The organism is Micromonospora sp. WMMD987 (assembly GCF_029581435.1).
GTDB classification, from domain to species: Bacteria; Actinomycetota; Actinomycetes; order Mycobacteriales; family Micromonosporaceae; genus Micromonospora; species Micromonospora rifamycinica.
Genome location: NZ_CP120861.1, coordinates 4,978,731 through 5,005,025, shown reverse-complemented (window position 1 = coordinate 5,005,025; position 26,295 = coordinate 4,978,731). Strand labels below are relative to the sequence as shown.

Here is a 26,295-nt window from a genome sequence, read left to right as displayed (position 1 = left end):
GCCGCCTCGGGCGGTCAGGTCCTCCCAGACCGTGGCGGGGTGGCCGAGACGAATCGTCAACGGCCGGCTCACCGGCCGGCGCACACACCTCCGCCGGCCCGTTCTGACGTCGGCGGACCAGAACGCGAGGAGATGGGACCTGTGACCATCCGGGTTGGCATCAACGGCTTCGGCCGCATCGGCCGTAACTTCTTCCGGGCCGTGCTGGCGTCCGGCGCCGACATCGAGGTCGTCGCCGTGAACGACCTGACCGACAACGCGACGCTCGCCCACCTGCTCAAGTACGACAGCATCCTCGGTCGTCTGCCGCACGAGGTCAAGGCCACCGCCGACGAGATCACCGTCGGTGGCAAGACCATCAAGGCGTTCGCCGAAAAGGACCCGGCGAAGCTGGCGTGGGGCGAGGTCGGCGCGGACGTCGTCATCGAGTCCACCGGTTTCTTCACCGACGGCACCAAGGCCAAGGCGCACGTCGACGGCGGGGCCAAGAAGGTCATCATCTCCGCCCCGGCGAAGAACGAGGACGTCACGGTCGTCATGGGCGTCAACCACGACCAGTACGACCCGGCCAAGCACACGATCATCTCGAACGCCTCGTGCACCACGAACTGCCTGGCTCCGATGGCGAAGGTCCTGCAGGACACCTTCGGCATCGAGAAGGGCCTGATGACCACGATCCACGCGTACACCCAGGACCAGAACCTCCAGGACGCGCCGCACAAGGACCTGCGTCGGGCCCGCGCCGCCGCGCTGAACATCGTCCCCACCTCGACCGGCGCCGCCAAGGCGATCGGGCTGGTGCTGCCGGTGCTCAAGGGCAAGCTGGACGGTTACGCGCTGCGGGTGCCGATCCCGACCGGCTCGGCCACCGACCTGACCGTCGAGGTCGGCCGGGAGACCAGCGTGGACGAGGTCAACGCCGCGATCAAGGCCGCCGCGGACGGTCCGCTCAAGGGCATCCTGGTCTACAACGAGGACCCGATCGTCTCGTCGGACATCGTCACCGACCCGGCGTCGTGCATCTTCGACGCGCCGCTGACCAAGGTCATCGGCAACCAGGTCAAGGTCGTCGGCTGGTACGACAACGAGTGGGGTTACTCCAACCGGCTCGTCGACCTGGTCAAGCTGGTGGGTTCCTCGCTGTGAGCATCCGCAACCTCGACGACCTGCTCGCCGAGGGGGTGTCGGGTCGGCGCGTGCTGGTGCGCGCCGACCTGAACGTCCCGCTCGACAAGCAGACCGGGGAGATCACCGACGACGGCCGGATCCGGGCCGTCCTGCCCACCCTGGGCGCGCTCGTGCAGGCCGGGGCGAAGGTCGTGGTCTGTTCGCACCTGGGCCGCCCGAAGGGCGCCCCGGATCCGCAGTACAGCCTCCGCCCGGTCGCCGGGCGGCTCGGTGAGCTGCTGGACGCGCCGGTGCACTTCGCCACCGACACCGTCGGCGAGTCCGCCCGCGCCACGGTGGACGCGCTGGCCGACGGTCAGGTCGCCCTGCTGGAGAACCTCCGCTTCAACAAGGGGGAGACCAGCAAGGACGACACCGAGCGGGGGGCCTTCGCCGACCAGCTCGCCGCGTTCGGCGAGGCGTACGTGGACGACGCGTTCGGCGCGGTGCACCGCAAGCACGCCAGTGTCCACGACGTACCGGCCCGGCTGCCGCACGTCGCGGGCCGGCTGGTGCTGCGCGAGGTGGAGGTGCTGTCCCGGCTGACCGGGGAGCCGGAGCGCCCGTACGTGGTGGTGCTCGGCGGTTCCAAGGTCTCCGACAAGCTGGCGGTCATCGAGGCGCTGCTGCCGAAGGTCGACCGGCTGCTCATCGGCGGCGGGATGTGCTTCACCTTCCTCAAGGCCCAGGGCCACGAGGTGGGCACCTCGCTGCTGGAGGAGGAGATGGTCGAGACCTGCGGCAACCTCCTGGCCCGCGCCGACGGCAAGATCCTGCTCCCGGTCGACGTGGTGGCCGCGGACGCCTTCGCCCCGGACGCCGCGCACGACACGGTGCCCGCCGACGGCATCCCCAGCCACCGGCTCGGCCTGGACATCGGCCCGGAGACGGTGGCCGGCTTCACCGCCGCGCTGTCGCAGGCGAAGACGGTCTTCTGGAACGGCCCGATGGGCGTGTTCGAGATGCCGGCCTTCGCGAACGGCACCCGGGGTGTGGCCGAGGCGATCACCAAGACCGACGCGTTCACCGTGGTCGGTGGCGGTGACTCGGCGGCGGCCGTCCGGGCCCTCGGGCTGGACGAGTCGTCGTTCGGGCACATCTCCACCGGTGGCGGCGCCTCCCTGGAGTACCTGGAGGGCAAGACCCTCCCCGGCATCGCGGCCCTGGAGAACTGATGGCGAGCGTGACCCGCCGGCCGCTGATGGCCGGCAACTGGAAGATGAACCTCAACCACCTCGAGGCCAACCTGCTGGTGCAGAAGCTGGCCGCGAGCCTCACCGAGCAGCAGCTCACCGCCGTCGAGACGGTGGTCCTGCCGCCCTTCACCGACCTGCGCACCGTGCAGACCGCGGTGGACGGCGACAAGCTGCTCATCGGCTACGGCGGGCAGGACCTCTCGCCGTACCAGTCCGGCGCGTACACCGGGGACATCTCCGGGGCGATGCTGGCCAAGCTGGGCTGCACCTACGTCACGGTCGGGCACTCGGAGCGGCGGCAGTACCACTACGAGGACGACGCGATCGTCAACGCGAAGGTGGCCGCCGCGCTGGCCAACGGGCTGACCCCGATCCTCTGCATCGGTGAGGGCCTGGAGATCCGCGAGCAGCTGCGGCACGTGCCGCACTGCTGCGACCAGCTCGACGGCGCCCTGAAGGGGCTCACCGCCGAGCAGGTCACCCAGGTCGTCGTCGCGTACGAGCCGGTCTGGGCGATCGGCACCGGCAAGACGGCCACCCCCGAGGACGCCCAGGAGGTCTGCGGGGAGGTCCGCAAGCGGCTGGTCGAGACCTACGACCAGGGCACCGCCGACCAGGTCCGGATCCTCTACGGCGGCTCGGTGAAGTCGTCCAACGTCGCATCGATCATGTCCCAGCCGGACGTGGACGGGGCGCTGGTGGGCGGGGCCAGCCTCGACGCCGAGGAGTTCGCGAAGATCTGCCGCTTCCCGGAGCACACGGTCGCCTGATCGCTCGCTATTCTTGACTCCGCCCGTCCACCGGTCGGTGCCGCCGTGCCCGATCTGTCCGGGCGAGGATCGTAACGAGAGGACTGACCCCAGCCATGCCGATCTGGTTCGCATACACGTTGATCGTGTTGCTGGTCATCACGAGCGTTCTGCTCACCATGCTCATCCTGCTGCACCGGGGTAAGGGCGGCGGGTTGTCGAGCATGTTCGGCGGCGGGGTCAGCTCCAGCCTGGCCGGCTCGTCGGTGGCCGAGAAGAACCTGGACCGCTACACCGTCCTGGTGAGCATCGTCTGGTTCGCCTGCATCGTCGGGCTCGGCCTCTGGCTCCGGCTCCAGCTCAACAGCGGGGCCTGAGCGACTCGATCAGGTCGTACAATCTGCGCGCGGTCCGTCACGGACCGCGCGCAGTTTTGTTTCTCCGTCCCGTCGCCCGTCGCCCGCCTCCGGCGGCGGGTCCCCTCCGACGACAGGAGCGAGCAACAGTGGCCAGTGGCAACGTCATCCGCGGTTCACGAATCGGGTCGGCACCGGAGCGTCCCACCGAACGGCACGAGCCGGCCCCCCGCCGCGCGGTCACCTACTGGTGCCGCAACGACCACGTCACCGAGATCCGGTTGGCGTTGGAGGCCGAGGAGCCGGCGGTCTGGGACTGCCCGCGCTGCGGCCTGCCGGCCGGTCGGGACGCCCAGAACCCCCCTGGACGCACCCGCCCCGAGCCCTACAAGACCCACCTGGCGTACGTGAAGGAGCGACGTACCCCGCAGGAGGGGGAGGCGCTGCTGAACGAGGCGCTGGCCGCGCTGCGCCGTCGCCGCGGCCGGGAGTGACCCCGGCGCCCCCACGGTCGGGAACGACCACTACGGCCCCGCCGTCGGGAACGACCGCTGCGCCGCCGCGGCGGCCGGACACGACCCCGCCGGCGCGGGCGCGCTGACCCGGCCCGCACCGCCGGGTCGCTGCGGCTCTACCTGGTCCGGAGGGCCGGGTCGCTGCGGCTCAGCGCGGCCGGGTCGCCCCGGGGCTCAGCGCAGGCTGCGCAGCCGGGGCGGCACGTCGGCCGCCGCCGCCCGGTCGAGCAACCAGAGGGTCCGCGAGACGCCCTGCACCCCGGCCGCCGGCAGTTGCTTGGGGCCGGCTCCGGCCAGCGCCATCCCCACCGCCCGCGCCTTGTCGGCCCCGCTGGCGACCAGCCAGACCTCCTCGGCGGTGTTGATCGACGGCAGGGTCAGGGTGGTCCGCACCGGCGGTGGCTTCGGGCTGCCCCGCACCGCGCTGACCGGCCGGCTGTCGTGGTGCACCGGGTGCTCGGGGAAGACCGACGCCACGTGCCCGTCCTCGCCGACGCCCAGCATCAGCACGTCGAAGTGGGGCAGCGCGGCGTGACCGGGCCGGGCCGCCCGGGCGAGTTCCTCGGCGTACGCGGCGGCACCGGCCTCCGGGTCGTCGCCGGTGGGACCGTCGGTGGCCGGCATCGGATGCACCCGGGCCGGGTCCAGCGGCACCAGGTCCAGCAGCGCGGCCCGGGCCTGCGTCTCGTTGCGCTCCGGGTCGCCGGCCGGCAGGAAGCGCTCGTCGCCCCACCAGACGTCCACCCGGGACCAGTCGACCGCGTCGTGGGCGGGCAGGGCCACCACCGCCCGGTGCACCGCCGCGGCGATCCGGCCGCCGGTCAGCACGACCGACGCCGCCCCCCGCTCCGCCTGCGCGTCGAGCAGCTTCACCACCAGCCGGGCCGCCACCGCCTGCGCCAGCAGGTCGGCGTCGGCGTGTACGGCGACACTCGCCTCACTCATCTTGGCCTTTCCCGACCGCTCCGCGCGGTCCTGGTCGTCGTGGCGGGACCGGTCGGCCCGCCGGGTGCCGGCTGTCACCAGCGCGTCGTGCCGGGGCGGGTGGTCGACCCGCCGCTGCCCCGACCGGCCGGTGCGCGGCCCGCCAGGACCGCCCACCGGCCTACGGTCTAGGACGCCGCGCTGGTGCCGGCGTGCGTGCTCACGCCCGCCTCCGCCCGCCGCGCGGTGGCCGGGTCCTTCCAGACGTGCACCCGCTGCGACGGGCGCTGCTCCAGACCGGACAGGCCGGCCGCCGCGCCCAACGCCTCGGCGTACACCTGGTCGGCGTCGAGCCGGCGCAGCTCCTCGGCGAGTTCGTCACCGAGCGGGCGACGTACCAGCGGCAGCACCCGGTCGTCCTGGCCGGTACGCCGGAACGTGGCCAGGCTGTCGTCCCTGGTCAGCGTCAGCTCGTCGCCGTTGGCGCAGCGCAGCTGCACCTGACGCATCCTCGGATGGTCGTCGGTGTGCTGCCACTGCGGCTCGATGCCGAGCCGGGCGGCCAGCCAGCCCCGCATCAGCGCCGCCGTCGGATCGCGGCGCGGGGCCACCACCGTCGCCTCGGTGACCCGGGCCTCGGTGGTGTCGAACGCCCCGGCGACCAGGGTGCGCCACGGGGTGATCCGGGTCCAGGCCAGGTCGGTGTCGCCGGGGGCGTAGTCCCGGGCCCGTTCCCGCAGCGCCTCGATCGGGTCGACCGCCTGCGCGCAGTCGGTGATCCGCCGGTCGGCGACCACCCCGAGGAAGTCGGTGGCGATCTCCGCCGGTGGCTCGCCGTGCCACCAGGTGACCACCGGCACGTCCGGCACCAGCAGCGGCATCACCACCGACTCGGCGTGCAGGGCGAGCCGGCCGTACATCCGGGTCACCACCGCCTCGCACGGCCCCAACCGGCCGCCGACCACGATCTCCGCGTCCAGCCGGTTGCGTTCCCGCTCCACGTCGGCGCGGACGACCACGAGCAGCCGGCAGGGGTGGGCGGCGGCGGCGATGGTGGCCGCCGCCTCCGCGTCCCGGACCCGCTTCTCGTCGACCACCACGATCAGGGTCAGCGCCATCCCGCTGGCCACCCCGCCCGCGCTCCGCCGTTCGGCGGCGAGTGCCTTGACCACCTCGTTGCCGGTGGTGTCCCACAGCCCGATCACTGGTGCCTCCCGGTCCGCCCGCTGTGCCTGCTGCCCTCGTGGCCGTTCACGCCCGCCGCCAGGCGCGGCCCTCGCGGGCCAGCATCTCGTCGGCGGCCCGGGGGCCCCACTCGCCGGAACGGTACGGCTCCGGCTTGGTGCCCTCCCAGGCGTGTTCCAACGGGTCCACCACCGCCCAGCTCTGTTCCACCTCGGAGGCGTCCGGGAAGAGCGTCCGGTCGCCGATCAGCACGTCCAGCACGAGCCGCTCGTACGCCTCGGGGCTGGACTCGGTGAACGCCTCGCCGTACTGGAAGTCCATCGCGATGTCGCGGACCTCCATGGTGGTGCCGGGCACCTTCGAACCGAACTTGAGCACCACGCCCTCGTCCGGCTGCACCCGGATGACCAGCTGGTTGTTGCCCAGCGATTCCATGTCGGCGGGGTTGAACGGCAGGTGCGGGGCCTTCTTGAACATGATGGCCACCTCGGTCACCCGCCGGGGCAGCCGCTTGCCGGCCCGGATGTAGAACGGCACCCCCGCCCAGCGGCGGTTCTGGATGCCCAGTTCCACGGCGACGTACGTCTCGGTGGTGGAGTCACCGGGGACGCCGTCCTCGTCGAGGTAGCCGACGGCCCGTTCGCCGCCCACCCAGCCGGGCAGGTACTGGCCGCGGACGGTGCCCCGGGCGACGTCCTTCGGCAGGGTGATCGCCTTGAGCACCTTCAGCTTCTCGGCCCGGATCTCGTCGGCGTCGAAGCTGGTGGGCTCCTCCATGGCGACCAGGGCGAGCAGCTGTAGCAGGTGGTTCTGGAGCACGTCGCGGGCGGTGCCGACCGAGTCGTAGAAACCGGCCCGGGAGCCGATGCCGACGTCCTCGGCCATGGTGATCTGCACCGAGTCGACGTACTTCGAGTTCCACAGGGGCTCGAAGAGGTTGTTGGCGAAGCGCAGGGCGAGGATGTTCTGGACCGTCTCCTTGCCCAGGTAGTGGTCGATCCGGAAGACGTCCTGCCGGGTGAACACGTCGTCGACCAGATCGTTGAGTTCCTTCGCCGACGGCAGGTCGTTGCCGAACGGCTTCTCCACCACCACCCGCCGCCAGCCGCCGCACTTCTCGTTGTCGGCCATGCCGGTGCGGGCCAGCTGCTTGAGCACCACCGGGAAGGCGGTCGGGGGGATGGAGAAGTAGAACGCGGCGTTGCCGTGGATGCCGTGGCTTTCGCGCAGCTGGTCCAGGGTCGCCGCGAGCTTGTCGAAGGCGGCGTCGTCGTCGAACGAGCCGCCGACGAACTTGACGTTGCCGGCCAGCCGGGACCACACCTCCTCCCGCCACGGGGTCCGGGCGTGCTTCTTCGCCGACTCGTGGGCCAGCGCCTCGAAGTCGCCGTCGCCCCAGTCCCGACGGGCGAAGCCCAGCACCACGAAACCGGGTGGCAGCAGCCCCCGGTTGGCCAGGTCGTAAACCGCCGGCAGCAGCTTCTTGCGCGCCAGGTCACCGGTCACTCCGAAGATCACCAGGGCGCACGGCTCCGGGATCCGGGGGAGCCTTCGGTCCTGCGCGTCGCGCAGCGGATTCACGCCGCCTCCTCGCTCCGTCTGGTCCATGTCGTCCATCGTCACGTCCGCCATCGTCCGGTCACCGTCAGCACGGCCGGGGGCCGCCGAAAGGTCCCGGTCGGATGGTGCCACCGGGAGGCCCTGCGCGTACAGGGCAGCCGGCGCCGGAGCGGACGCGGTCGGTTCGACCACGTCCGCTCCGGGCACCGCGGGACCGGCGGCGGTGTCGGCCGGGCCGGTCGGCAGGTCACTCACGTCGCCGCCGGTGCCGCGGTGACGCCGACGTGGCGCGTCGCGGGGCGGCCCGGCCCCGCGACGCCGGCGACGCCGTCGGTCACGCGTTCCCCCCGGCCCGCTGGGCCGCCTCGGCGTTGCCCTTCGCGGCCTCGTTCGGGGTGCCGGTGCCCTGCGCCGCGGCGGCCAGCGACTTGCGTACGCCGTCGAGCAGCTCGCTCCAGCTCGCCTCGAACTTCTCCACGCCCTCCCGCTCCAGGGTGGCGATCACGGAGTCCATGTCGATGCCGACGGCGGCCAGGTCGGCGAAGACCTGCCGGGCGGCGTCGTACGCGCCGGTGACGGTGTCGCCCCGGGTCTCCCCGTGCTCGGCGTACGCCTGGACCACCGACTCCGGCATGGTGTTGACGGTGCCGGGGGCGATCAGCTCCTCCACGTAGATCACGTCCCGGTAGTCCGGGTTCTTGGTCGAGGTCGACGCCCACAGCGGGCGCTGCGGGTGGGCGCCGGCGTCGGCCAGGGCCTGCCAGCGCGCGGAGGAGAAGACCTCGGTGTACCGCTCGTAGGCGAGCTGGGCGTTGGCCACGGCCGCCTTGCCGCGCAGCGCCTTGGCCTCCTCGGAGCCGATCTTGTCGAGCTGCTTGTCGATCTCGGAGTCGACCCGGGAGACGAAGAACGAGGCCACCGAGCCGATGGCGGACAGGTCGTGCCCGTTGGCCCTGGCCTGCTCCAGACCGGTCAGGAACGCCTCCATCACCGCGGAGTAGCGGTCCAGCCCGAAGATCAGCGTCACGTTGACGCTGATCCCCTCGGCCAGGGTCGCGGTGATCGCCGCCAGCCCCGCCTCGGTCGCCGGGATCTTGATGTACAGGTTGGGCCGGTCCACCAGCCACCACAGCGCCTTGGCCTCGGCCACCGTCCTGTCGGTGTCGTGGGCGACCCGGGGATCGACCTCGATGGAGACCCGGCCGTCGACACCGTCGCTGCCGTCGTACGACGGCCGCATCACGTCGCACGCCCAGCGCACGTCGTAGGTGGTGAGCATCCGGACCGCCTCTTCCACCTCGATGCCCCGGGTGGCGAGGTCCTTCAGCTGCCAGTTGTACTCGTCGGCGTCGCTGAGCGCCTTGGCGAAGATGGTCGGGTTGGTGGTCACCCCGGCCACGTGCTGCTCGCGGCGGAGCCGGTCCAGCCCGCCGGAGCTCAGTCGTACCCGGGAAAGGTCGTCGAGCCAGACCGCCACTCCGGCGGCGGTGAGGTCACCCAGTCTGTCCGTCATGTCGTCCACGCTCCCCTCAGTTGCCGGTCGTGAAACCGGTGATGTCGCCCACCCGGGTCAGCGCCGCGTGCGCGGCGGCCACGATCCGGTCGGGGGTGAAGCCGAACTGCTCGAACAGCACGGTGTGCGGGGCGCTCGCGCCGTAGTGCTCCAGGCTGACGCTCTCGCCCAGGTCACCGACGATGCCCCGCCAGGACATCCCGATGCCGGCCTCCACGCTGACCCGGGCCTTGACCCCGCGCGGCAGCACCGACTCGCGGTACGCCTCGTCCTGCTCGTAGAACCACTCCTGGCAGGGCATCGAGACGACCCGGGTGGGGGTGCCGTCGGCCTCCAGCCGCTCCCGGGCGGTGAGGCAGAGCTGCACCTCGGAACCGGTGCCCACGATGATCACCTGCGGCTTGCCGTTGGACGCCTCGGCCAGCACGTAGCCGCCCTTGGCGGTGCCCTCCGCGCCTGCGTACGTCTGGCGGTCCAGGGTCGGCAGCGGCTGCCGGCTCAGCGCCAGCGCGGTCGGCCGGTCGGTGTGCTCCAGCGCCTGCCGCCAGGCCCAGGCGGTCTCGTTGGCGTCGGCGGGCCGGACCACGTCCAGGCCGGGGATGGCGCGCAGCGCGGTCAGGTGCTCCACCGGCTGGTGGGTCGGGCCGTCCTCGCCGAGGCCGATCGAGTCGTGCGTCCAGACGTACGTCACCGGCAGCTTCATCAGGGCGGCGAGCCGTACCGAGGGGCGCATGTAGTCGCTGAACACCAGGAAGGTGCCACCGTAGGGGCGGGTGCCGCCGTGCAGGGCGATGCCGTTGAGGATCGCGCCCATGGCGTGCTCACGGATGCCGAAGTGCAGCGTGCGGCCGTACTCGTGGCCCGGGAAGTCCTTGGTGGCGTGGGCGGCCGGGATGAACGACGGCTCGCCCTTCATGGTGGTGTTGTTGCTCTCGGCCAGGTCGGCCGAGCCGCCCCACAGCTCCGGCAGCACCGGGGCGAGCGCCTCCAGCACCTTGCCGGAGGCGGCCCGGGTGGCCACGCCCTTGGCGTCGGCGGGGAAGGTCGGCAGCGCGTCCGTCCAGCCCTGCGGCAGCACCCGGCCGGCGATCCGGTCGTAGAGCGCCTTGCGCTCCGGGTTGGCCTGCGCCCAGCCGTCGAACTCGCCGGTCCACGCCTGCTCGGCCTCGTCGCCGCGGGTCAGCACCCCCCGCGCGTGGGCGAGCACGTCCTCGTCGACCTGGAAGCTCTGCTGCGGGTCGAAGCCGAGGATCTCCTTGGTGGCCTTCACCTCGTCGGCGCCGAGCGCCGAGCCGTGGATCTTGCCGGTGTTCTTCTTGTTGGGCGCGGGCCAGCCGATGATGGTGCGCAGCGCGATGAACGAGGGGCGGCCGGTCTCCGCCTTCGCGGCCAGCAGCGCCTGGTACAGCGCCTCGACGTCCTCGTGGTAGTCGCCCTGGTCGGCGTCGCCGGCCCGCCAGTCGACGGTCTGCACGTGCCAGCCGTACGCCGCGTAGCGGGCCGCCACGTCCTCGCTCTTGGCGATGCGGGTGTCGTCCTCGATCGAGATCTCGTTGTCGTCGTAGATCAGGGTGAGGTTGCCGAGCTGCTGGTGTCCGGCCAGCGCGCTCGCCTCGTGGCTGATGCCCTCCTCGATGTCGCCGTCGGAGGCGATGCACCAGATCTGGTGGTCGAAGACCGACGCGCCCGGCTCGCTCTCCGGGTCGAACAGGCCGCGCTCCCGGCGGGCCGCCATGGCCATGCCGACCGCGTTGCCCAGACCCTGCCCGAGCGGGCCGGTGGTGGTCTCGACACCCGGGGTGTGCCCGTGCTCCGGGTGGCCCGGGGTGAGTGAGCCCCACTGCCGCAGCGACTTCAGGTCGTCCAGGCTCAGCGGGTAGCCGGAGAGGAAGAGCTGGATGTAGAGCGTCAGGCTGGAGTGCCCGGCGGACAGCACGAACCGGTCCCGGCCGGGCCAGTTCGGATCGGCCGGGTTGTGCCGCATCACCCGGTTGAACAGCAGGTACGCCGCGGGCGCGAGGCTCATCGCGGTGCCGGGGTGGCCGTTGCCGGATTTCTCCACGGCATCCATGGCCAGGACGCGGACGGTGTCGACGGCCCGGCGGTCGAGGTCGGTCCAGTTGAGTGCGGGTCGGTTGGCAGCCACTATGGTTGTGCTCCTCGGCAGATGGGCGGAACCCTCAGTGGTGACCCTATCGAGCGGGTCTAAACGTCCGCCCGGGGATCTCAGCAGGCAGTTACGTACGGGCGGGCCGGATCGTTCGGTCACCCGCCAGGTGTGACGGCCCGCACCGTTGTCGGGTCGGCCGGGCAGCGAAAACGACGACGCGTAGTGTGTGGTGCGGTGTGCGGACCCGGTGGGTTCCGCCGGACCGAATCTCCCCTGGCGACGCCGGAAGGTGGCAATCCGTGAGCATGATCACCGAGCGCCCCGTCAGCAATCCTGCCGGGCAGCCGCCGGTGCGCACGGTGAGCCGGGAGCCGGCGACGGGCCGGCGGGACGTGCGGGCGGTGGTGTCCGCCTACGTGACGCTCACCAAGCCGCGCATCGTGGAGCTGCTGCTGGTGACCACGGTGCCGGCGATGATGCTCGCCGACGGTGGCCTGCCGTCGCTGTGGCTGATGGCCGTGGTGCTGGTGGGCGGCTCGTTGGCCGCCGGTGCGGCGAGCGTGCTGAACTGCTACATCGACCGGGACATCGACCAGTTGATGCGGCGGACCAAGCGGCGTCCGCTGCCGGCGCACACCGTCTCGCCCCGCAGCGCCCTGGTCTTCGGGCTGGTGCTGGCGGCGGTGTCGGTCGCGCTGATGGCGACGTTCACCAACCTGTTGGCCGCCGCGCTGACGCTGGCCGCGATCGCCTACTACGACCTGGTGTACACGCTGTGGCTCAAGCGGACCACGACGGCGAACACCTTCTGGGGCGGGGCGTGCGGGGCGGCTCCGGTACTGATCGGGTGGGCCGCGGTGACCGGGTCGTTGGCGGCGCCGGCCTGGGCGCTGTTCGCGGTGGTCTTCTTCTGGCAGATGCCGCACTTCTACCCGCTGGCCATGAAATACAAGGACGACTATGCCCGCGCCGGCATCCCGATGCTGCCCGTGGTGGCCTCGGCCCGGCGGGTCAACGCCGAGATCCTGGTCTTCGCCTGGCTGACCGTGGCGACCTCGCTGGCGCTGTGGCCGCTGGGCATGAGCGCGGTCTACGGGGTGCCGACCGCGGTGGTGGGCGCGGTCTTCCTGGTCGAGGCGCACAGGCTCTGCCGACGGGTGACCCGGGGCGAGCCGGTCAAGCCGATGCGCCTGTTCCACTGGTCGACCACCTACCTGACCATCGTCTTCGCCGCCGTGGCCCTCGACGCGCTGCTCTGACCGGCGCGGGGCGTCGGGGTGGGGGAGCCGTCGTTCCTCCGGACCGGGCGCGGGCGAGCGGGCGTCCGGGCGGCGTTGTGGGGCGTCCGGGGTGGCGAACAGAGTCCGGGCGGCGTTGTGGGGCGTCCGACCCGGGTTCGTGCCGGGTCGGTGGCGCGGAGTCCGGATCCGGGCGGTCGTCGGAAATCATGTCCGGATGGTGAGATTTTCTTCACGGGCGGCAAGCCGGGACAAGCTGGACGCATGGGGACGATGCACCCCGACTATTACGACCGCATTTATCCGACATGTCCGGGCAATATCCACCGGTCTTTGCGATAAACCCTCGGGTAATTGGTATCACAAATAGTTCATGATTCTCGCGCGTAGCGGGGTCGGTCTGCTTAGGCTTCGCGCATGGCAGAAGGTTCCGATACGACGCTGACGGCTGAACAGACCGCCGAGCCGGCCCCCACCGGGCTGGTCTCGGGCCTCAGGTCCTTCGCCGCCGGACACGGCGGCGCGAAGGCGGTCATCGAGTACGTCGGCAAGCGTGGCGCACGGATCGTCCTGGTCGGTGCGGACGGTGTGTGGGGCGACCAGTTCGCCGAGGACACCGTGACCGCCCGGGAGGCGTGCGCCCAGGCGGGCGTCACCGTCGAGAACGCCTGGGAGCGTGAACTGATGGACCAGATGCGGCCGAGCAACGACCTCTGGCGGTCGATGGCCCGACGCACGATGTCCCGTTGACAGACCACCACCCGACCCACCAGCCGACCCGGGGGGAACCCCGGGTCGCTCTCGTCACCTGCTCCCGCTTCGCCGACCTCTACCCGGACGACCGGCTCGTGGTCGGTCCGCTGGCCGCGCGGGGCGTCACCGTCGAGGCCGCCGTCTGGGACGACCCGCGGGTGGACTGGGGGCGCTACGACCTGGTCGTGCTCCGCTCGCCCTGGGACTACGTGCCCCGCCGCGACGAGTTCGTCGGCTGGGCGCGGCGGGTGCCGACCCTGGTCAACCCGGCCGACGTGGTGGAGTGGAACACCGACAAGCGCTACCTCGGCGCGCTCGCCGACGCCGGGGCGCCCACCGTGCCGACCTCCTGGATCGAGCCGGGAACCCCGTGGGAGCCACCCGCCACGTCGGGCGAGTACGTGGTGAAGCCGGCGGTCAGCGTCGGCAGCCAGGACACCGGCCGTTACGACCTGGCCGACCCGGGGCACCGGGACCTGGCCGTCGGGCACGTCCGCCGGCTGGCCGCCGCCGGCCGGGTCGCCATGGTCCAGCCGTACCTGGCGGCGGTGGACGCCGTCGGTGAGACCGCGCTGCTCTTCTTCGCCGGCCCGGACGGCCTGGAGTTCAGCCACGCCATCTGCAAGGGCGCCATGCTCGACGGCCCGGACCCGGGTGTCGAGGGGCTGTACAAGCCGGAACGGATCAGCCCGCGCACCGCCACGGACGAGCAGTTGGCCGTCGCCGCGCGGGTGCTGGCCGAGGTGCCGGGCGGCCCGCGACGGCTGCTCTACGCCCGGGTCGACCTGATCCCGGGGCCGGACGGCGCACCCCTGCTGATCGAGCTGGAGCTGACCGAGCCGTCACTGTTCCTCGGCCATGCCGACGGCGCCCCCGCCCGCCTCGCCGACGCCGTGCTGACCCACCTCGCCCGCCGCTGACCCCGCCCCGGCCGTCCCACCTTTCCGGCCGCTGACCCCGCCCCGGCCGTCCCACCTTTCCGGGCCGCCCCGCCCGGCGCCCGGTCGGGCCGTCCCGCGGACGCCTGCCGGTCCGGGCCGCCGCCTTCCTCCCGCTCGGGCTGTCCCGCGGACGCCTGCCGGGCAAGATCGTGCTACTTCCACGTTGTAGTGGCCTTCCGCGCTGAGGATGCCACTACAACATGGTTCGAGCGCGATCTTGCGGCATGGTCCGGCGGGCGCGGGCGCGGGCGCGGGCGTGCCGGGGCGGAGGGTCGGGGAGGGGTGCTCAGACGGAGGCCGGGATCCGGTCCCCGGCTGAGGTCTGGGGCGGACCGGTCCGGGGCGGACCGGTGGTCGGGAGCTGCCGACGCTCCCGGGTCGACCAGAGCACCGCCAGGGTGGCCAGCAGCACCAGGCAGGAGCCGAGCATGTGCGCGGCGACCAGCACGCCGGGCAGGTGGGTGAAGTACTGCACGAAGCCGATCACGCCCTGTCCCAGCTCCACCGCCACCAGCACCAGGGCGGCGCGGGCCGGGCCGGCCGCGCCGACCGCCCGTAACGCCAGGACCAGGGCGACGGAGAGGCCGATCAGCAGGAACACCCCGTCGGCGTGCACCTGGGAGACGGTCTCCGGGTCCAGCCCGTTGCGGGCCGCGCCGTGGTCGCCGGCGTGCGGGCCGCTGCCGGTGACCCAGGTCCCGACCACCAGCACCGCGACGCTGACCACGGTGGTGAGCCGGGCCAGCGTGCGCAGCGGCCCGGGCACGACCGGCACCGCCGGGCCGTCGGGGTCGACCACCCGCCGCCAGAGGGCGTACGCCGCCGCGATGACCGCCATCGAGGCGAGGAAGTGCAGCCCGACCACCCACGGGTTGAGGTTGGTCAGCACGGTGATCCCGCCGAGCACGGCCTGCGCCGGGATGCCGAGGAACACGGCGACGGCCAGCGGGAGCAGCCCGGTGCGCCGGGGCCGGTGGGCCAGCACGGCCAGCAGGGTGGCCAGGGCGATCGCCCCGACGGCGAAGGTGAGCAGCCGGTTGCCGAACTCGATCACACCGTGCACCCCCATCTCGGCCGTGGTGGTGTACGACGCGTCGGTGCACCGGGGCCAGGTGGGGCAGCCGAGCCCCGACGCGGTGAGCCGGACCGCCCCGCCGGTCACCACGATGGCCACGTTCGCCACGATCGAGGCGTACGCGAGACGGCGCAGCAGGGTGGTGGAGACCGGATACCGGTCGGGCAGGCGGACCAGCGCGGCGGGGACCGGGAACCGGACGGATCGCTTCACGCCGCGAATCCTACGCACCGTAGTGGAGCCCGATCGGGTGACTCCGCCGCTGCGGTGGGCGGAATCACCGGGGTCTCGTTTGCGGCCCCCCGGCGAATTACGTAACGTTGGCGTTGTGAAAAACGCGGCGGCGCTCTCCGGGCACCCGCCGATGGCCGGTCCGGCCGTCGGGGCGGGTTCCCGGTCCCGGCGTGCCGGCCGCTCCGCGGGGCCGGAGGTCGGGCGACGGGCCGCGGCGCAGTCGACGTCGGCCGCGTCCACCGATCTTTCCACCCGGGACCGGGTGACCCAGCTCCTGCTGGCGCAGGGGGCGACGACGGCCGGTCAGCTCGGCTCGGCGCTCGGCCTCAGCCCCGCCGCGATCCGCCGGCACCTCGACGCGATGCTCGCCGACGGCGACGTGCTCGCCCGGGAACAGACCGTGCGGGGCAGCCGGGGTCGGGGTCGACCGGCGAAGGTCTTCCTGCTCACCGACGCGGCCCGGGTGCGCTGTGGCACCCACCACTACGACAACATGGCGACCGCCGCGCTGCGGTGGATCGCCCGCAACGGCGGCCCCGACGCGGTCGAGGCGTTCGCCGCCGACCAGGTCGCCGCGTTGGAGGCCCGCTGCCGGGCCGCCATGGAGGACGCCGGCGACGATCCGCTCGCCCGTTCCGAGGCACTTGCCGGCGCGCTCACCGCCGAGGGTTACGCTGCCAACGCGTCCACGATCGCCTCCGGCGGGCAGCTCTGCCAGCACCACTGTCCGGTGGCGCATGTGGCCGCCGAGTTCCCCCAGCTGTGCGAGGCCGAGACGGCGGTCATCTCCCGTCTGGTCGGCACCCACGTGCAGCGCCTGGCCACCATCGCGCACGGCGACGGGGTGTGCACCACGCACATTCCGACCCAGCCGCGCGCCCAGTCCGGTAACACCGTCACCACTGTGAGGACAGATAGATGACCGAGCAGATCGTCCAGCCCTTGACCCAGGAAGAGCAGCTCGCCGCCCTCGGTCGCTACGAGTACGGCTGGTCCGACTCCGACGTCGCCGGGGCCGCGGCCCAGCGCGGCATCAACGAGGCGGTGGTGCGGGACATCTCGGCGAAGAAGAACGAGCCGGCCTGGATGCTCGACCTGCGGCTGAAGGGCCTGCGGCTGTTCGGCCGCAAGCCGATGCCGTCCTGGGGCGCCGACCTCACCGGGATCGACTTCGACAACATCAAGTACTTCGTGCGCTCCACCGAGAAGCAGGCCACCAGCTGGGAGGACCTGCCGGAGGACATCAAGAACACCTACGACCGGCTGGGCATCCCCGAGGCGGAGAAGCAGCGGCTGGTCGCCGGGGTCGCCGCGCAGTACGAGTCCGAGGTGGTCTACCACAAGATCCGTGAGGACCTGGAGGAGCAGGGTGTCGTCTTCCTCGACACCGACACCGCCCTCAAGGAGCACGAGGACATCTTCAAGGAGTACTTCGGCACGGTGATCCCGGTCGGCGACAACAAGTTCGCCGCGCTGAACACCTCCGTGTGGTCCGGCGGCTCGTTCATCTACGTGCCGAAGGGCGTGCACGTGGAGATCCCGCTCCAGGCGTACTTCCGGATCAACACCGAGAACATGGGCCAGTTCGAGCGGACGCTGATCATCGTCGACGAGGGCGCGTACGTGCACTACGTCGAGGGCTGCACCGCGCCGCTCTACTCGTCCGACTCGCTGCACAGCGCGGTCGTCGAGATCATCGTCAAGAAGAACGCCCGGTGCCGTTACACGACCATCCAGAACTGGTCGAACAACGTCTACAACCTGGTCACCAAGCGGGCCGTGTGCCACGAGGGCGCGACCATGGAGTGGGTCGACGGCAACATCGGCTCCAAGGTCACCATGAAGTACCCGGCGGTCTACATGACCGGCGAGCACGCCAAGGGCGAGGTGCTCTCGGTGGCGATGGCCGGCGAGGGCCAGCACCAGGACGCCGGGGCCAAGATGGTGCACGCCGCGCCGCACACCAGCAGCACCATCGTGTCGAAGTCGATCGCCCGGGGCGGCGGCCGTACCTCGTACCGGGGCCTGGTGCAGGTGCTGGAGGGCTCGCACCACAGCCGCAGCACGGTCAAGTGCGACGCGCTGCTGGTCGACACCATCTCCCGCTCGGACACCTACCCCTACGTCGACATCCGCGAGGACGACGTGTCGATGGGGCACGAGGCGACCGTTTCCAAGATCAGCGACGACCAGCTCTTCTACCTGATGAGCCGGGGGCTGAGCGAGGACGAGGCGATGGCGATGATCGTGCGGGGCTTCATCGAGCCGATCGCCAAGGAACTCCCGATGGAGTACGCCCTGGAGCTCAACCGCCTGATCGAACTCCAGATGGAGGGCGCGGTCGGCTGACGCCGTCCGTCGGGCCGCATCGGGTACCGACCCGCCCGCCGCGGTCGCGGTCCGGCCGCCGTCCGGCCGGACCGCCCTCCCACCAATGACACCGTCGTCACGGACAGACAGACCAAGGAAGAGATGACTATCCAGGCTTCCGCGCCGCCGAGCACCAAGTCGCAGGCGCTGCGCTCGTACGACGTCGCCGACTTCCCGGCCCTGACCGGCCTGGAGGAGGAGTGGCGTTTCACCCCGCTCAAGCGGCTCCGCGGGCTGACCGGGGGAGCGCCGGCCGCCACCGCCACGGTCCGCCACGAGTACGCCGACCTGCCGGCCGGCGTCACCGTCAGCCGGATCGACCGGGACGACCCCCGGGTGGGCAGCGTGCTCACCCCGGTCGACCGGGTCAGCGCGCTGGCGTACGGCGGGGCCGGGCAGGCGCTGCTGGTCGAGGTCGCGGCCGACGCCGTGGTCGACGCGCCGGTGACCGTGCGGGTGGTCGGCGAGGACGCCGCCGGGCTGGCCTTCGGGCACACCTTCGTCGACGTGGGCCGGTTCGCCGAGGTGGTGCTGGTGCTGGAGCACGTCGGGGCGGCGACGCTGGCCGACAACGTCGAGGTCGCGGTGGCCGACGGGGCGAAGCTGACCCTGGTCACGGTGGCCGACTGGGACGCCGACGCGGTGCAGGCCCAGCACCTGAAGGTCCGGCTCGGCCGGGATGCCAAGGTGTCGCACGTCCAGGTCAGCCTGGGCGGTGACCTGGTCCGCCAGTACACCACGGTCGAGTACACCGGCCGGGGCGGCGAGGCCGAGCTGTACGGCGTCTACTTCGCCGACGGCGGCCAGCACCTGGAGCACCGTCAGCTCGTCGACCACAACGTGCCGGACTGCCGCAGCTACGTCGGCTACCGGGGCGCGTTGCAGGGCGAGCAGGCGCACACCGTCTGGGTGGGCGACGTGCTGATCCGGGCCGAGGCGACCGGCACCGACACCTACGAGATCAACCGGAACCTGCTGCTCTCCGACGGCGCGCGGGCGGACTCGGTGCCCAACCTGGAGATCGAGACCGGCGAGATCGCCGGTGCCGGGCACGCCAGCGCGACCGGCCGGTTCGACGACGAGCAGTTGTTCTACCTGATGGCCCGGGGCATCCCGGAGGGCGAGGCCCGCCGGCTGGTGGTCCGGGGCTTCTTCGCCGAGGTGATCAACAAGATCCCGGTGGAGGCGCTGCGCGAGCGGCTGGGGGACGCGATCGAGGTCCGGCTGGCGAGCGGGAACAGTGAGTTCGCGAGCCCCGCACCCGTGGGCGGAGACGCCGCCGTCGGGGCCGGAGCCTGACATGATCCGGATCTGCTCCACCGAGGACGTGCCGAAGGGCACCGTGATCAGCGCCGACGTCGACGGCACCCAGATCGCCGTGGTGCACGGCACCGACGGCGGGTTCTACGCCGTGCACGACGAGTGCTCGCACGCCTCGGTCGCCCTCTCCGAGGGTGAGGTCGAGGGCTGCACGCTGGAGTGCTGGCTGCACGGTTCCCGGTTCGACCTGCGGACGGGTGAGCCCAGCGGGCTGCCCGCCACCGAACCGGTCCCGGTCTACGCCGTCGAGGTACGCGACGGCGACATCTATCTTCCCGTGGGCGCCGACGGCCGCCCGACGCCGAGCAATGGAGTGACCCGATAATGAGCACCCTGGAGATCCGCGACCTGAAGGTGTCGGTCAAGCTGCCCGAGGGTGAGCTCAAGCCGATCCTGTCCGGCGTTGACCTGACCGTCCGGTCGGGGGAGACCCACGCGATCATGGGACCGAACGGCTCCGGCAAGTCGACCCTGGCGTACTCGGTCGCCGGTCACCCCAAGTACGAGATCACCGGCGGCTCGGTGACCCTCGACGGCGTCGACGTGCTGGAGATGACCGTCGATGAGCGGGCCCGTGCCGGCCTCTTCCTGGCCATGCAGTACCCGGTCGAGGTGCCCGGCGTCTCGGTGGCGAACTTCCTGCGCACCGCCAAGACCGCCATCGACGGCGCGGCCCCGAAGCTGCGCACCTGGGGCGGCGAGCTGCGCGGCGCGATGGAGAAGCTCCAGATGGACCCGGCGTTCGCCCAGCGCAACGTCAACGAGGGCTTCTCCGGTGGTGAGAAGAAGCGGCACGAGATCGTGCAGCTGGAGCTGCTCAAGCCCAAGATCGCCATCCTCGACGAGACCGACTCCGGGCTCGACGTGGACGCGCTGCGGGTGGTCAGCGAGGGGGTCAACCGGGTCCGTGACACCGGTGACACCGGCCTGCTGTTGATCACCCACTACACCCGCATCCTGCGCTACATCAAGCCCGACTTCGTGCACGTCTTCGTGGCCGGTCGGATCGTCGAGCAGGGCGGCCCGGAGCTGGCCGACAAGCTCGAGGACGAGGGCTACGAGCGGTACGTCGCCGGGGCCGGCGCGGCGCGGGCCTGAACTCACACGGACAGGGGCCTGCTGAGATGACCACCATCGCCATCCCGGACGGGATGCCGCAGTACGACGACGTGCCGCGCTTCGACGTGGCCGCGGTGCGGGCCGACTTCCCGATCCTCGACCGGGAGGTCAACGGGCACCGGCTGGTCTATCTCGACAGCGCCAACACCTCGCACAAGCCGCGGCAGGTGCTCGACGTGCTCACCGGGCACTACGCGATGCACAACGCCAACGTGTCGCGCTCGGTGCACACCCTGGGCACCGAGGCGACCGAGGCGTACGAGGGGGCGCGGGCGAAGATCGCCGCGTTCGTCAACGCCCCCAGCGTGGACGAGGTGGTGTTCACCAAGAACTCCACCGAGGCGATCAACATCGTGGCGTACGCGTTCTCCAACGCCTCGCTGCGCGCGGACGCCGACGAGCGGTTCCGGCTCGGCCCCGGCGACGAGATCGTGATCTCCGAGATGGAGCACCACTCGAACATCGTCCCGTGGCAGCTGCTGGCCGAGCGGACCGGCGCGACCCTGCGCTGGTTCCCGGTCACCGACACCGGCCGGCTGGACGAGTCGGGGCTGGACGAGCTGGTCACCGAGCGGACGAAGATCGTCTCGCTGGTGCACACCTCCAACATCCTCGGCACGGTCAACGCCACCTCCCGGATCACCCGGCGGGTCCGGCAGGTGGGGGCGCTGCTGCTGCTCGACTGCTCGCAGTCGGTGCCGCACCTGCCGGTGGACGTGGTCGACCTGGACGCCGACTTCATCGTCTTCACCGGGCACAAGATGTGCGGGCCGACCGGCATCGGTGTGCTCTGGGGCCGGGGCGAGCTGCTCGCCGCGATGCCTCCGGTCATGGGCGGGGGCTCGATGATCGAGACCGTGTCGATGGCCCGGTCCACGTTCGCCGCGCCGCCGGCCCGGTTCGAGGCGGGCACCCCGCCGATCGCCGAGGCCGTCGCGCTCGGCGCGGCGGTCGACTACCTCACCGGCGTCGGGATGCGGGCGATCCAGTGGCACGAGAAGGAGCTGACCGCGTACGCGCTGGACGCCCTCACCACCGTGCCGGGGCTGCGGATCTTCGGTCCGACGGTGCCGGTCGGCCGGGGTGGCACCATCTCGTTCGCGCTCGGCGACGTGCACCCGCACGACGTCGGGCAGGTCCTCGACTCGCTGGGGGTGCAGGTGCGGGTGGGCCACCACTGCGCCAAGCCGGTCTGCACCCGGTTCGGGGTGCCGGCGATGACCCGGGCGTCGTTCTACCTGTACACCACCACGGAGGAGATCGACGCCCTGGTGGCGGGTCTCGAACAGGTGCGGAGGATCTTCGACTGATGCAGCTGGACCAGCTCTACCAGGAGATCATCCTGGACCACTACAAGCGTCCGCAGGGACGCGGTCTGCGCGACGCCGACGATCCCGCCGCCCAGGTGGCGGAGGCGCACCACGTCAACCCGACCTGCGGTGACGAGGTGACCGTGCGGGTGGCCGCCGTCGGCGACGTCATGGTGGACATCTCGTACGACGGCGCGGGCTGTTCGATCAGTCAGGCGTCGGCGAGTGTGCTGTACGACCGGCTCTCCGGCCGGCGCACGGGGGAGATCGCCGCCGTGCACGCCGGGTTCGTGGAGTTGATGTCCGGCCGTGGCCAGGTCACGCCGGACGAGGAACTACTCGGTGACGGGGTGGCGTTCGCGGGTGTCGCCCGCTACCCGGCCCGGGTCAAGTGCGCGCTGCTGCCGTGGATGGCGTTCAAGGACGCCGCGGCACGCGCGGGGGTGGGCATGAGCCCGACGGAGGTTGAGGCATGAGCGAGGACACCGCTACCGCGGCGACGCCGGAGACCGGCGACGCCAACACCACGCCGCCCGCCGCGGTGACGCCGCCGGCCGCCGAGGGGGCCGCCGGCACGACGGAGGCCGCCGGTTCGGCGGGTGGCCGGGCGGCCCTCGCCGACATCGAGGAGGCGATGAAGGACGTCGTCGACCCCGAGCTGGGCATCAACGTGGTCGACCTCGGCCTGGTGTACGGCGTGCACGTGGACGACCAGAACGTCGCCACCCTGGACATGACGCTGACCTCGGCGGCCTGCCCGCTGACCGACGTGATCGAGGACCAGGCCCGGCAGGCGTTGACCACCGGTCCCGGCGGCGGACTGGTCGACGACATCCGGATCAACTGGGTCTGGCTGCCGCCGTGGGGCCCCGACAAGATCACCGACGAGGGTCGGGACCAGCTCCGCTCCCTCGGCTTCAACGTCTGACCGTTTCCGGTCGCGGCGGTCGTCCGACCGGTTTCGGTTCGCAGCGGGCACGGCACCCTCGTCCGGGTGCCGTGCCCGTCGTGCTCGGGCAGGTGCCCTGCCGTCGGCACCGGGGCTGGCGGGTGGTGTCGGCCGCCGTGCCGTACGGTCGGGTGGTGAGCAGCCGACCCGCAGCCGGTGGCGGCCGGTGGATCGAGGTCGATCCGGCCCGCGTCGCCCGCTGGGTCGAGGGCTTCGCCGACCGGCACGGTCCGCCCGTCGTGTCCCCGCAGGCGTACGGGCTGCTGCTCACCGCCGGAGACGGCACGACCGCCGAGCTGCACCTCCCGCCGGGCGCTGACGGCGGCGCTCGCGGGGAACCCGCACGGGGGCACGACGCGGCGGTGGCGGCCGGCCGCGCGTCCCGACAGGTCGCGGACCTGCCAGGGTTCGTCGACGCGGCCACCGCGCCACGCCGGATCGGGCTGCTGCTGGCCCGCAAGGGCGCGGTGGCGGTCGGCGTGGCGGTCGGCGGGAAGCTGCTGACCTCCAAGGTGGACACCCGTTACGTGCAGGGCCGGACCGCCGCCGGGGGCTGGTCCCAGCAGCGGTTCGCCCGGCGGCGGGACAACCAGGCGAAGGCGGCCCTGGGTGACGCGGCCGAGCTGGCCGTACGGCTGCTGCTGCCGGAGGCGGCGACGTTGGCGACGCTGGTCTGCGGTGGCGACCGGCGGGCCGTCGACACGGTGCTGGCCGACCGGCGGCTGGCCCCGCTCGCCGCCCGGCGTGCCGCGCGGCTGCTCGACGTGCCCGAGCCACGGCACACGGTGCTGGTCGGCGCGGTCACCGCCGCCCGCGCGGTCCACGTCCTGCTCCGCGATCCGGCCTGAGACCGGTCGGACGACGACGACGGCGGCGGCCGGCGGGCGCGAACCCGGCCGACCGCCGCGGGGCTGCCGGTGGGGTGCCGGTCAGAGGCTGCCGCCGAAGGTGTCGCAGGTCTTCGGGTCACCGCTGGTGTAGCCCTTGGTGAACCACTGCTTGCGCTGCTCGGAGGAGCCGTGCGTGAACTCCTCCGGGTTCACCGGCCGGTCGGCCCGCTTGGAGATGGCGTCGTCGCCGATCTTCTCGGCGGTGTCGATCGCCTGCGCGATGTCCTGCTCGGTGATGCTCTTGAAGATCTTCTGTCCCTGCTCGTCGGCGGTCCCGGTGGCGTTCTTGGCCCAGGCGCCGGCGTAGCAGTCGGCCTGGAGCTCCAGCTTGACCGAGAGGGCGTTCGCGCTGCCCGGGTCACGTTGCTGCTGACGGCGCATCTGCGCCTCGGTGCCGAGCAGGTCCTGCACGTGGTGGCCGTACTCGTGGGCGAGCACGTACGGCTGGGCGAACTCGCCCTGGGCGCCGAGCTGGTCGGCGAGGGTCCGGTAGAAGGTCAGGTCGATGTAGACCTGGTCGTCGGCGGGGCAGTAGAACGGCCCGACGCCGGAGTCGGCCTGGCCGCAGCCGGTGCTGACGCCCTGGCTGAAGAAGACCGTCTTGGACGGCTGGTACTGCTGACCGAACCGCTCCGGCAGCGCGGTGCGCCAGTACGCCTGGATCGAGTTGACGTACAGGGTGTTGCGGCAGTCGAGCTGCTTCAGCGCGTCGTCGGCCGCGCACTTCTGCTCCAGCGCCGTGTTGTCGCCCGACTCGGCGCCGCCACCGTTCATGGCGTTCAGCCCGAACCCGCCCCCCACCAGGGCCACCAGCACGGCGATGATGAGCCCGACGATGCCGCCGCGCCCACCGCCGCCCGGCAGGGGGATCGGGATGCCCGCCCCGCCGCCCCCGCCGGACCCCCGCCGGTCGTCCACCTGGCTGGTGTCGATCCGCGCGTTCTCGTTCAGCTCCATGTTGACCCCGATCACCGATTCGTCACGTCTGAGGGCTGTGGTACCGGACGGGTCCGGACGGCGTTTCCGGTACCCGATGATCTTGCCCGGTAATCCGGGCGGTGCGCGCCGGGCCGCCCGGTACACTGGTCGGGTGCTGCGCTGCGAAGGCTGAATCGCCCCGCGCCGACGGGAACCATGGACCCGCCGGCGCTTTCGCGTGCCCTGAGTCAGCCCTTCAGACCCCGAGAGCGAGTACCGGAAATGATCAGTGTCACCGGCCTGGAACTGCGTGCTGGTTCCCGGATCCTACTGTCCGACACCACCCTGCGGGTACAGCCCGGTGACCGGATCGGACTGGTCGGCCGCAACGGCGCGGGTAAGACCACCACCCTCAAGGTGCTGGCCGGCGAGGGGCAGCCGTACAGCGGGGAGATCGACCGGCGCAGCGCCATCGGCTACCTGCCCCAGGACCCCCGTACCGGCGACCTGGAGGTCACCGGGCGGGACCGGGTGCTCTCCGCCCGGGGGCTGGACGTGCTGATGGCCCAGATGAAGGAGATCGAGCAGCGGCTCGCCGAGGGCGTCGACGACAAGCTCGTCCGCCGCTACGGCGCGCTGGAGGACCAGTTCGCCTCGTTGGGCGGGTACGCCGCCGAGGCCGAGGCGGCCCGGATCTGCGCCAATCTGGGGCTACCCGACCGGGCGCTCGCCCAGACCATCGGCACCCTCTCCGGCGGTCAGCGCCGCCGCATCGAACTGGCCCGGATCCTGTTCCGGGACGCCGGTGAGAACGGTGGTGGCATCCTGCTGCTCGACGAGCCCACCAACCACCTCGACGCCGACTCCATCACCTGGCTGCGCGGCTTCCTCGCCAACCACAAGGGCGGGCTGATCGTGATCTCCCACGACGGCTCGCTGCTGGAGTCGGTGGTCAACAAGGTCTGGTTCCTCGACGCCACCCGGTCCGTGGTCGACGTCTACAACCTGGGCTGGAAGGCGTACCAGGAGGCCCGGGAGACCGACGAGCGGCGGCGTCGCCGGGAGCGGGCCAACGCCGAGAAGAAGGCCGGCGCGCTGATGGCGCAGGCCGACAAGATGCGGGCCAAGGCCACCAAGACCGTGGCGGCGCAGAACATGGCCCGCCGGGCCGAGAAGCTGATCGCGGGCCTGGAGGAGGTACGCGTCTCCGACAAGGTGGCGAAGGTCCGCTTCCCCAACCCCGCGCCGTGCGGCAAGACCCCGCTGACCGCGACCGGCCTGTCCAAGTCGTACGGCTCGCTGGAGATCTTCACCGACGTGAACGTCGCGGTGGACCGGGGCTCCCGGGTGGCCATCCTCGGGCTCAACGGCGCCGGCAAGACCACCCTGTTGCGGATGCTCGGCGGGCTGCTCCCACCGGACACCGGCGAGGTGCACGCCGGGCACGGCCTGCGGTTGGGCTACTACGCCCAGGAGCACGAGACGCTGGACGTGGAGCGGACGGTGCTGGAGAACATGCGGGCGGCGGCGATCGAGCAGTCCGACACCGACCTGCGCAAGATCCTCGGTGCCTTCCTGTTCTCCGGAGAGGACGTGAACAAGCCCGCCGGGGTGCTCTCCGGTGGCGAGAAGACCCGCCTCGCGCTGTCGACCCTGGTCTGTTCCGGCGCCAACGTGCTGCTGCTCGACGAGCCGACGAACAACCTCGACCCGGTCAGCCGCGAGCAGGTGCTCGACGCCATCGCCAACTACCCCGGCGCGATCGTGCTGGTCACCCACGACCCGGGTGCGGTGCTCGCCCTCAAGCCCGACCGGGCGATCCTGCTCCCCGACGGCGACGAGGACGCCTGGAGCGACGACCTGCTGGAACTGGTCGAGCTGGCCTGATCCGCGCCGGGGTGCC

General features: G+C 71.9%; 25 protein-coding genes. 18 read left to right on the top strand and 7 right to left on the bottom strand.

Annotated elements, in window-relative coordinates; translation table 11 throughout:
- The first annotated feature begins 141 nt into the window (after positions 1 to 141).
- The 5 genes from gap (at position 142) to O7612_RS21005 (ending at position 3,962) form a co-directional block, all read left to right on the top strand.
- Positions 142 to 1,146: a type I glyceraldehyde-3-phosphate dehydrogenase gene (gap, locus tag O7612_RS21025; protein WP_282266786.1), complete on the top strand. Its 1,005-nt coding sequence runs from the start codon at positions 142 to 144 to the stop codon at positions 1,144 to 1,146.
- Positions 1,143 to 2,342: a phosphoglycerate kinase gene (locus O7612_RS21020; protein WP_145920868.1), complete on the top strand. Its 1,200-nt coding sequence runs from the start codon at positions 1,143 to 1,145 to the stop codon at positions 2,340 to 2,342. Before gap ends, O7612_RS21020 begins: the two co-directional genes overlap by 4 nt.
- The gene (gene tpiA, locus O7612_RS21015; protein ID WP_067304376.1) at positions 2,342 to 3,133 is read left to right on the top strand and encodes a triose-phosphate isomerase; all 792 of its coding nucleotides are present in this window, start codon (positions 2,342 to 2,344) and stop codon (positions 3,131 to 3,133) included. Before O7612_RS21020 ends, tpiA begins: the two co-directional genes overlap by 1 nt.
- A 95-nt stretch (positions 3,134 to 3,228) precedes the next feature.
- Positions 3,229 to 3,489, top strand: coding sequence for a preprotein translocase subunit SecG (gene secG, locus O7612_RS21010; RefSeq protein WP_067304373.1), 261 nt, complete (start codon positions 3,229 to 3,231; stop codon positions 3,487 to 3,489).
- A gap of 128 nt (positions 3,490 to 3,617) precedes the next feature.
- Positions 3,618 to 3,962, top strand: coding sequence for an RNA polymerase-binding protein RbpA (locus O7612_RS21005; protein ID WP_282266780.1), 345 nt, complete (start codon positions 3,618 to 3,620; stop codon positions 3,960 to 3,962).
- Positions 3,963 to 4,157: 195 nt separating this feature from the next.
- Here the strand turns inward: O7612_RS21005 and pgl are convergent, their stop codons facing one another.
- The 5 genes from pgl to tkt form a co-directional block, all read right to left on the bottom strand.
- Entirely contained in the window at positions 4,158 to 4,928 is a 771-nt protein-coding gene (pgl, locus tag O7612_RS21000; protein ID WP_282273983.1) for a 6-phosphogluconolactonase, read from the bottom strand.
- Between the two features lie 167 nt (positions 4,929 to 5,095).
- Positions 5,096 to 6,112: a glucose-6-phosphate dehydrogenase assembly protein OpcA gene (locus O7612_RS20995; protein WP_282266778.1), complete on the bottom strand. Its 1,017-nt coding sequence runs from the start codon at positions 6,110 to 6,112 to the stop codon at positions 5,096 to 5,098.
- A gap of 46 nt (positions 6,113 to 6,158) precedes the next feature.
- Positions 6,159 to 7,724, bottom strand: coding sequence for a glucose-6-phosphate dehydrogenase (gene zwf / locus O7612_RS20990; RefSeq protein ID WP_282266777.1), 1,566 nt, complete (start codon positions 7,722 to 7,724; stop codon positions 6,159 to 6,161).
- Positions 7,725 to 7,986: 262 nt separating this feature from the next.
- On the bottom strand, positions 7,987 to 9,165 hold the full coding sequence (gene tal, locus O7612_RS20985) for a transaldolase (protein ID WP_282266775.1): 1,179 nt from the start codon (positions 9,163 to 9,165) through the stop codon (positions 7,987 to 7,989).
- A gap of 16 nt (positions 9,166 to 9,181) precedes the next feature.
- A complete protein-coding gene (gene tkt / locus O7612_RS20980; RefSeq protein ID WP_282266773.1) occupies positions 9,182 to 11,311 on the bottom strand; it encodes a transketolase in 2,130 nt (709 codons plus the stop codon).
- A gap of 263 nt (positions 11,312 to 11,574) precedes the next feature.
- Here tkt and O7612_RS20975 point away from each other — a divergent pair, with 263 nt between their 5' ends.
- From O7612_RS20975 to O7612_RS20965, 3 genes are all read left to right on the top strand, one after another.
- On the top strand, positions 11,575 to 12,534 hold the full coding sequence (locus O7612_RS20975; RefSeq protein WP_282266771.1) for a heme o synthase: 960 nt from the start codon (positions 11,575 to 11,577) through the stop codon (positions 12,532 to 12,534).
- Between the two features lie 396 nt (positions 12,535 to 12,930).
- Positions 12,931 to 13,263, top strand: a complete 333-nt coding sequence (locus tag O7612_RS20970) for a hypothetical protein (protein WP_067304356.1) — start codon at positions 12,931 to 12,933, stop codon at positions 13,261 to 13,263.
- Complete coding sequence (locus O7612_RS20965) at positions 13,260 to 14,186, top strand: hypothetical protein (protein WP_282266768.1); 927 nt, start codon at positions 13,260 to 13,262, stop codon at positions 14,184 to 14,186. The genes O7612_RS20970 and O7612_RS20965 overlap by 4 nt, the downstream gene beginning before the upstream one ends.
- Positions 14,187 to 14,493: 307 nt before the next feature.
- Here O7612_RS20965 and O7612_RS20960 read toward each other — a convergent pair whose 3' ends face one another.
- Complete coding sequence (locus O7612_RS20960) at positions 14,494 to 15,459, bottom strand: COX15/CtaA family protein (protein WP_282273982.1); 966 nt, start codon at positions 15,457 to 15,459, stop codon at positions 14,494 to 14,496.
- Positions 15,460 to 15,610: 151 nt separating this feature from the next.
- Here O7612_RS20960 and O7612_RS20955 point away from each other — a divergent pair, with 151 nt between their 5' ends.
- The 9 genes from O7612_RS20955 to O7612_RS20915 all read left to right on the top strand — a co-directional run bounded on the left by O7612_RS20955 (position 15,611) and on the right by O7612_RS20915 (position 23,432).
- The gene (locus O7612_RS20955; RefSeq protein WP_282266766.1) at positions 15,611 to 16,438 is read left to right on the top strand and encodes an ArsR family transcriptional regulator; all 828 of its coding nucleotides are present in this window, start codon (positions 15,611 to 15,613) and stop codon (positions 16,436 to 16,438) included.
- Positions 16,435 to 17,865, top strand: a complete 1,431-nt coding sequence (gene sufB / locus O7612_RS20950; protein ID WP_067304352.1) for a Fe-S cluster assembly protein SufB — start codon at positions 16,435 to 16,437, stop codon at positions 17,863 to 17,865. The genes O7612_RS20955 and sufB overlap by 4 nt, the downstream gene beginning before the upstream one ends.
- 123 nt (positions 17,866 to 17,988) lie before the next feature.
- Positions 17,989 to 19,185 (top strand): Fe-S cluster assembly protein SufD, encoded by a 1,197-nt coding sequence (sufD, locus tag O7612_RS20945; protein ID WP_282266763.1) that lies wholly within the window; start codon positions 17,989 to 17,991, stop codon positions 19,183 to 19,185.
- 1 nt (position 19,186) lies between these two features.
- Positions 19,187 to 19,531 carry a non-heme iron oxygenase ferredoxin subunit gene (locus O7612_RS20940; RefSeq protein ID WP_067304347.1) on the top strand — a complete coding sequence of 115 codons (345 nt, stop codon included), beginning with the start codon at positions 19,187 to 19,189 and terminating at the stop codon, positions 19,529 to 19,531.
- Positions 19,531 to 20,304, top strand: a complete 774-nt coding sequence (sufC, locus tag O7612_RS20935; protein WP_204926100.1) for a Fe-S cluster assembly ATPase SufC — start codon at positions 19,531 to 19,533, stop codon at positions 20,302 to 20,304. The genes O7612_RS20940 and sufC overlap by 1 nt, the downstream gene beginning before the upstream one ends.
- A gap of 26 nt (positions 20,305 to 20,330) precedes the next feature.
- Complete coding sequence (locus O7612_RS20930; protein ID WP_282266759.1) at positions 20,331 to 21,635, top strand: cysteine desulfurase; 1,305 nt, start codon at positions 20,331 to 20,333, stop codon at positions 21,633 to 21,635.
- The gene (sufU, locus tag O7612_RS20925; RefSeq protein ID WP_282266757.1) at positions 21,635 to 22,111 is read left to right on the top strand and encodes a Fe-S cluster assembly sulfur transfer protein SufU; all 477 of its coding nucleotides are present in this window, start codon (positions 21,635 to 21,637) and stop codon (positions 22,109 to 22,111) included. The genes O7612_RS20930 and sufU overlap by 1 nt, the downstream gene beginning before the upstream one ends.
- Entirely contained in the window at positions 22,108 to 22,563 is a 456-nt protein-coding gene (locus O7612_RS20920) for a metal-sulfur cluster assembly factor (protein WP_282266755.1), read from the top strand. Before sufU ends, O7612_RS20920 begins: the two co-directional genes overlap by 4 nt.
- 155 nt (positions 22,564 to 22,718) lie before the next feature.
- Positions 22,719 to 23,432, top strand: a complete 714-nt coding sequence (locus tag O7612_RS20915) for an acVLRF1 family peptidyl-tRNA hydrolase (protein WP_282273981.1) — start codon at positions 22,719 to 22,721, stop codon at positions 23,430 to 23,432.
- Positions 23,433 to 23,513: 81 nt separating this feature from the next.
- Here the strand turns inward: O7612_RS20915 and O7612_RS20910 are convergent, their stop codons facing one another.
- Entirely contained in the window at positions 23,514 to 24,431 is a 918-nt protein-coding gene (locus O7612_RS20910) for a neutral zinc metallopeptidase (RefSeq protein WP_282273980.1), read from the bottom strand.
- A gap of 243 nt (positions 24,432 to 24,674) precedes the next feature.
- Here O7612_RS20910 and O7612_RS20905 point away from each other — a divergent pair, with 243 nt between their 5' ends.
- The gene (locus tag O7612_RS20905; protein WP_282266754.1) at positions 24,675 to 26,279 is read left to right on the top strand and encodes an ABC-F family ATP-binding cassette domain-containing protein; all 1,605 of its coding nucleotides are present in this window, start codon (positions 24,675 to 24,677) and stop codon (positions 26,277 to 26,279) included.
- The last annotated feature ends 16 nt before the right edge of the window (positions 26,280 to 26,295 follow it).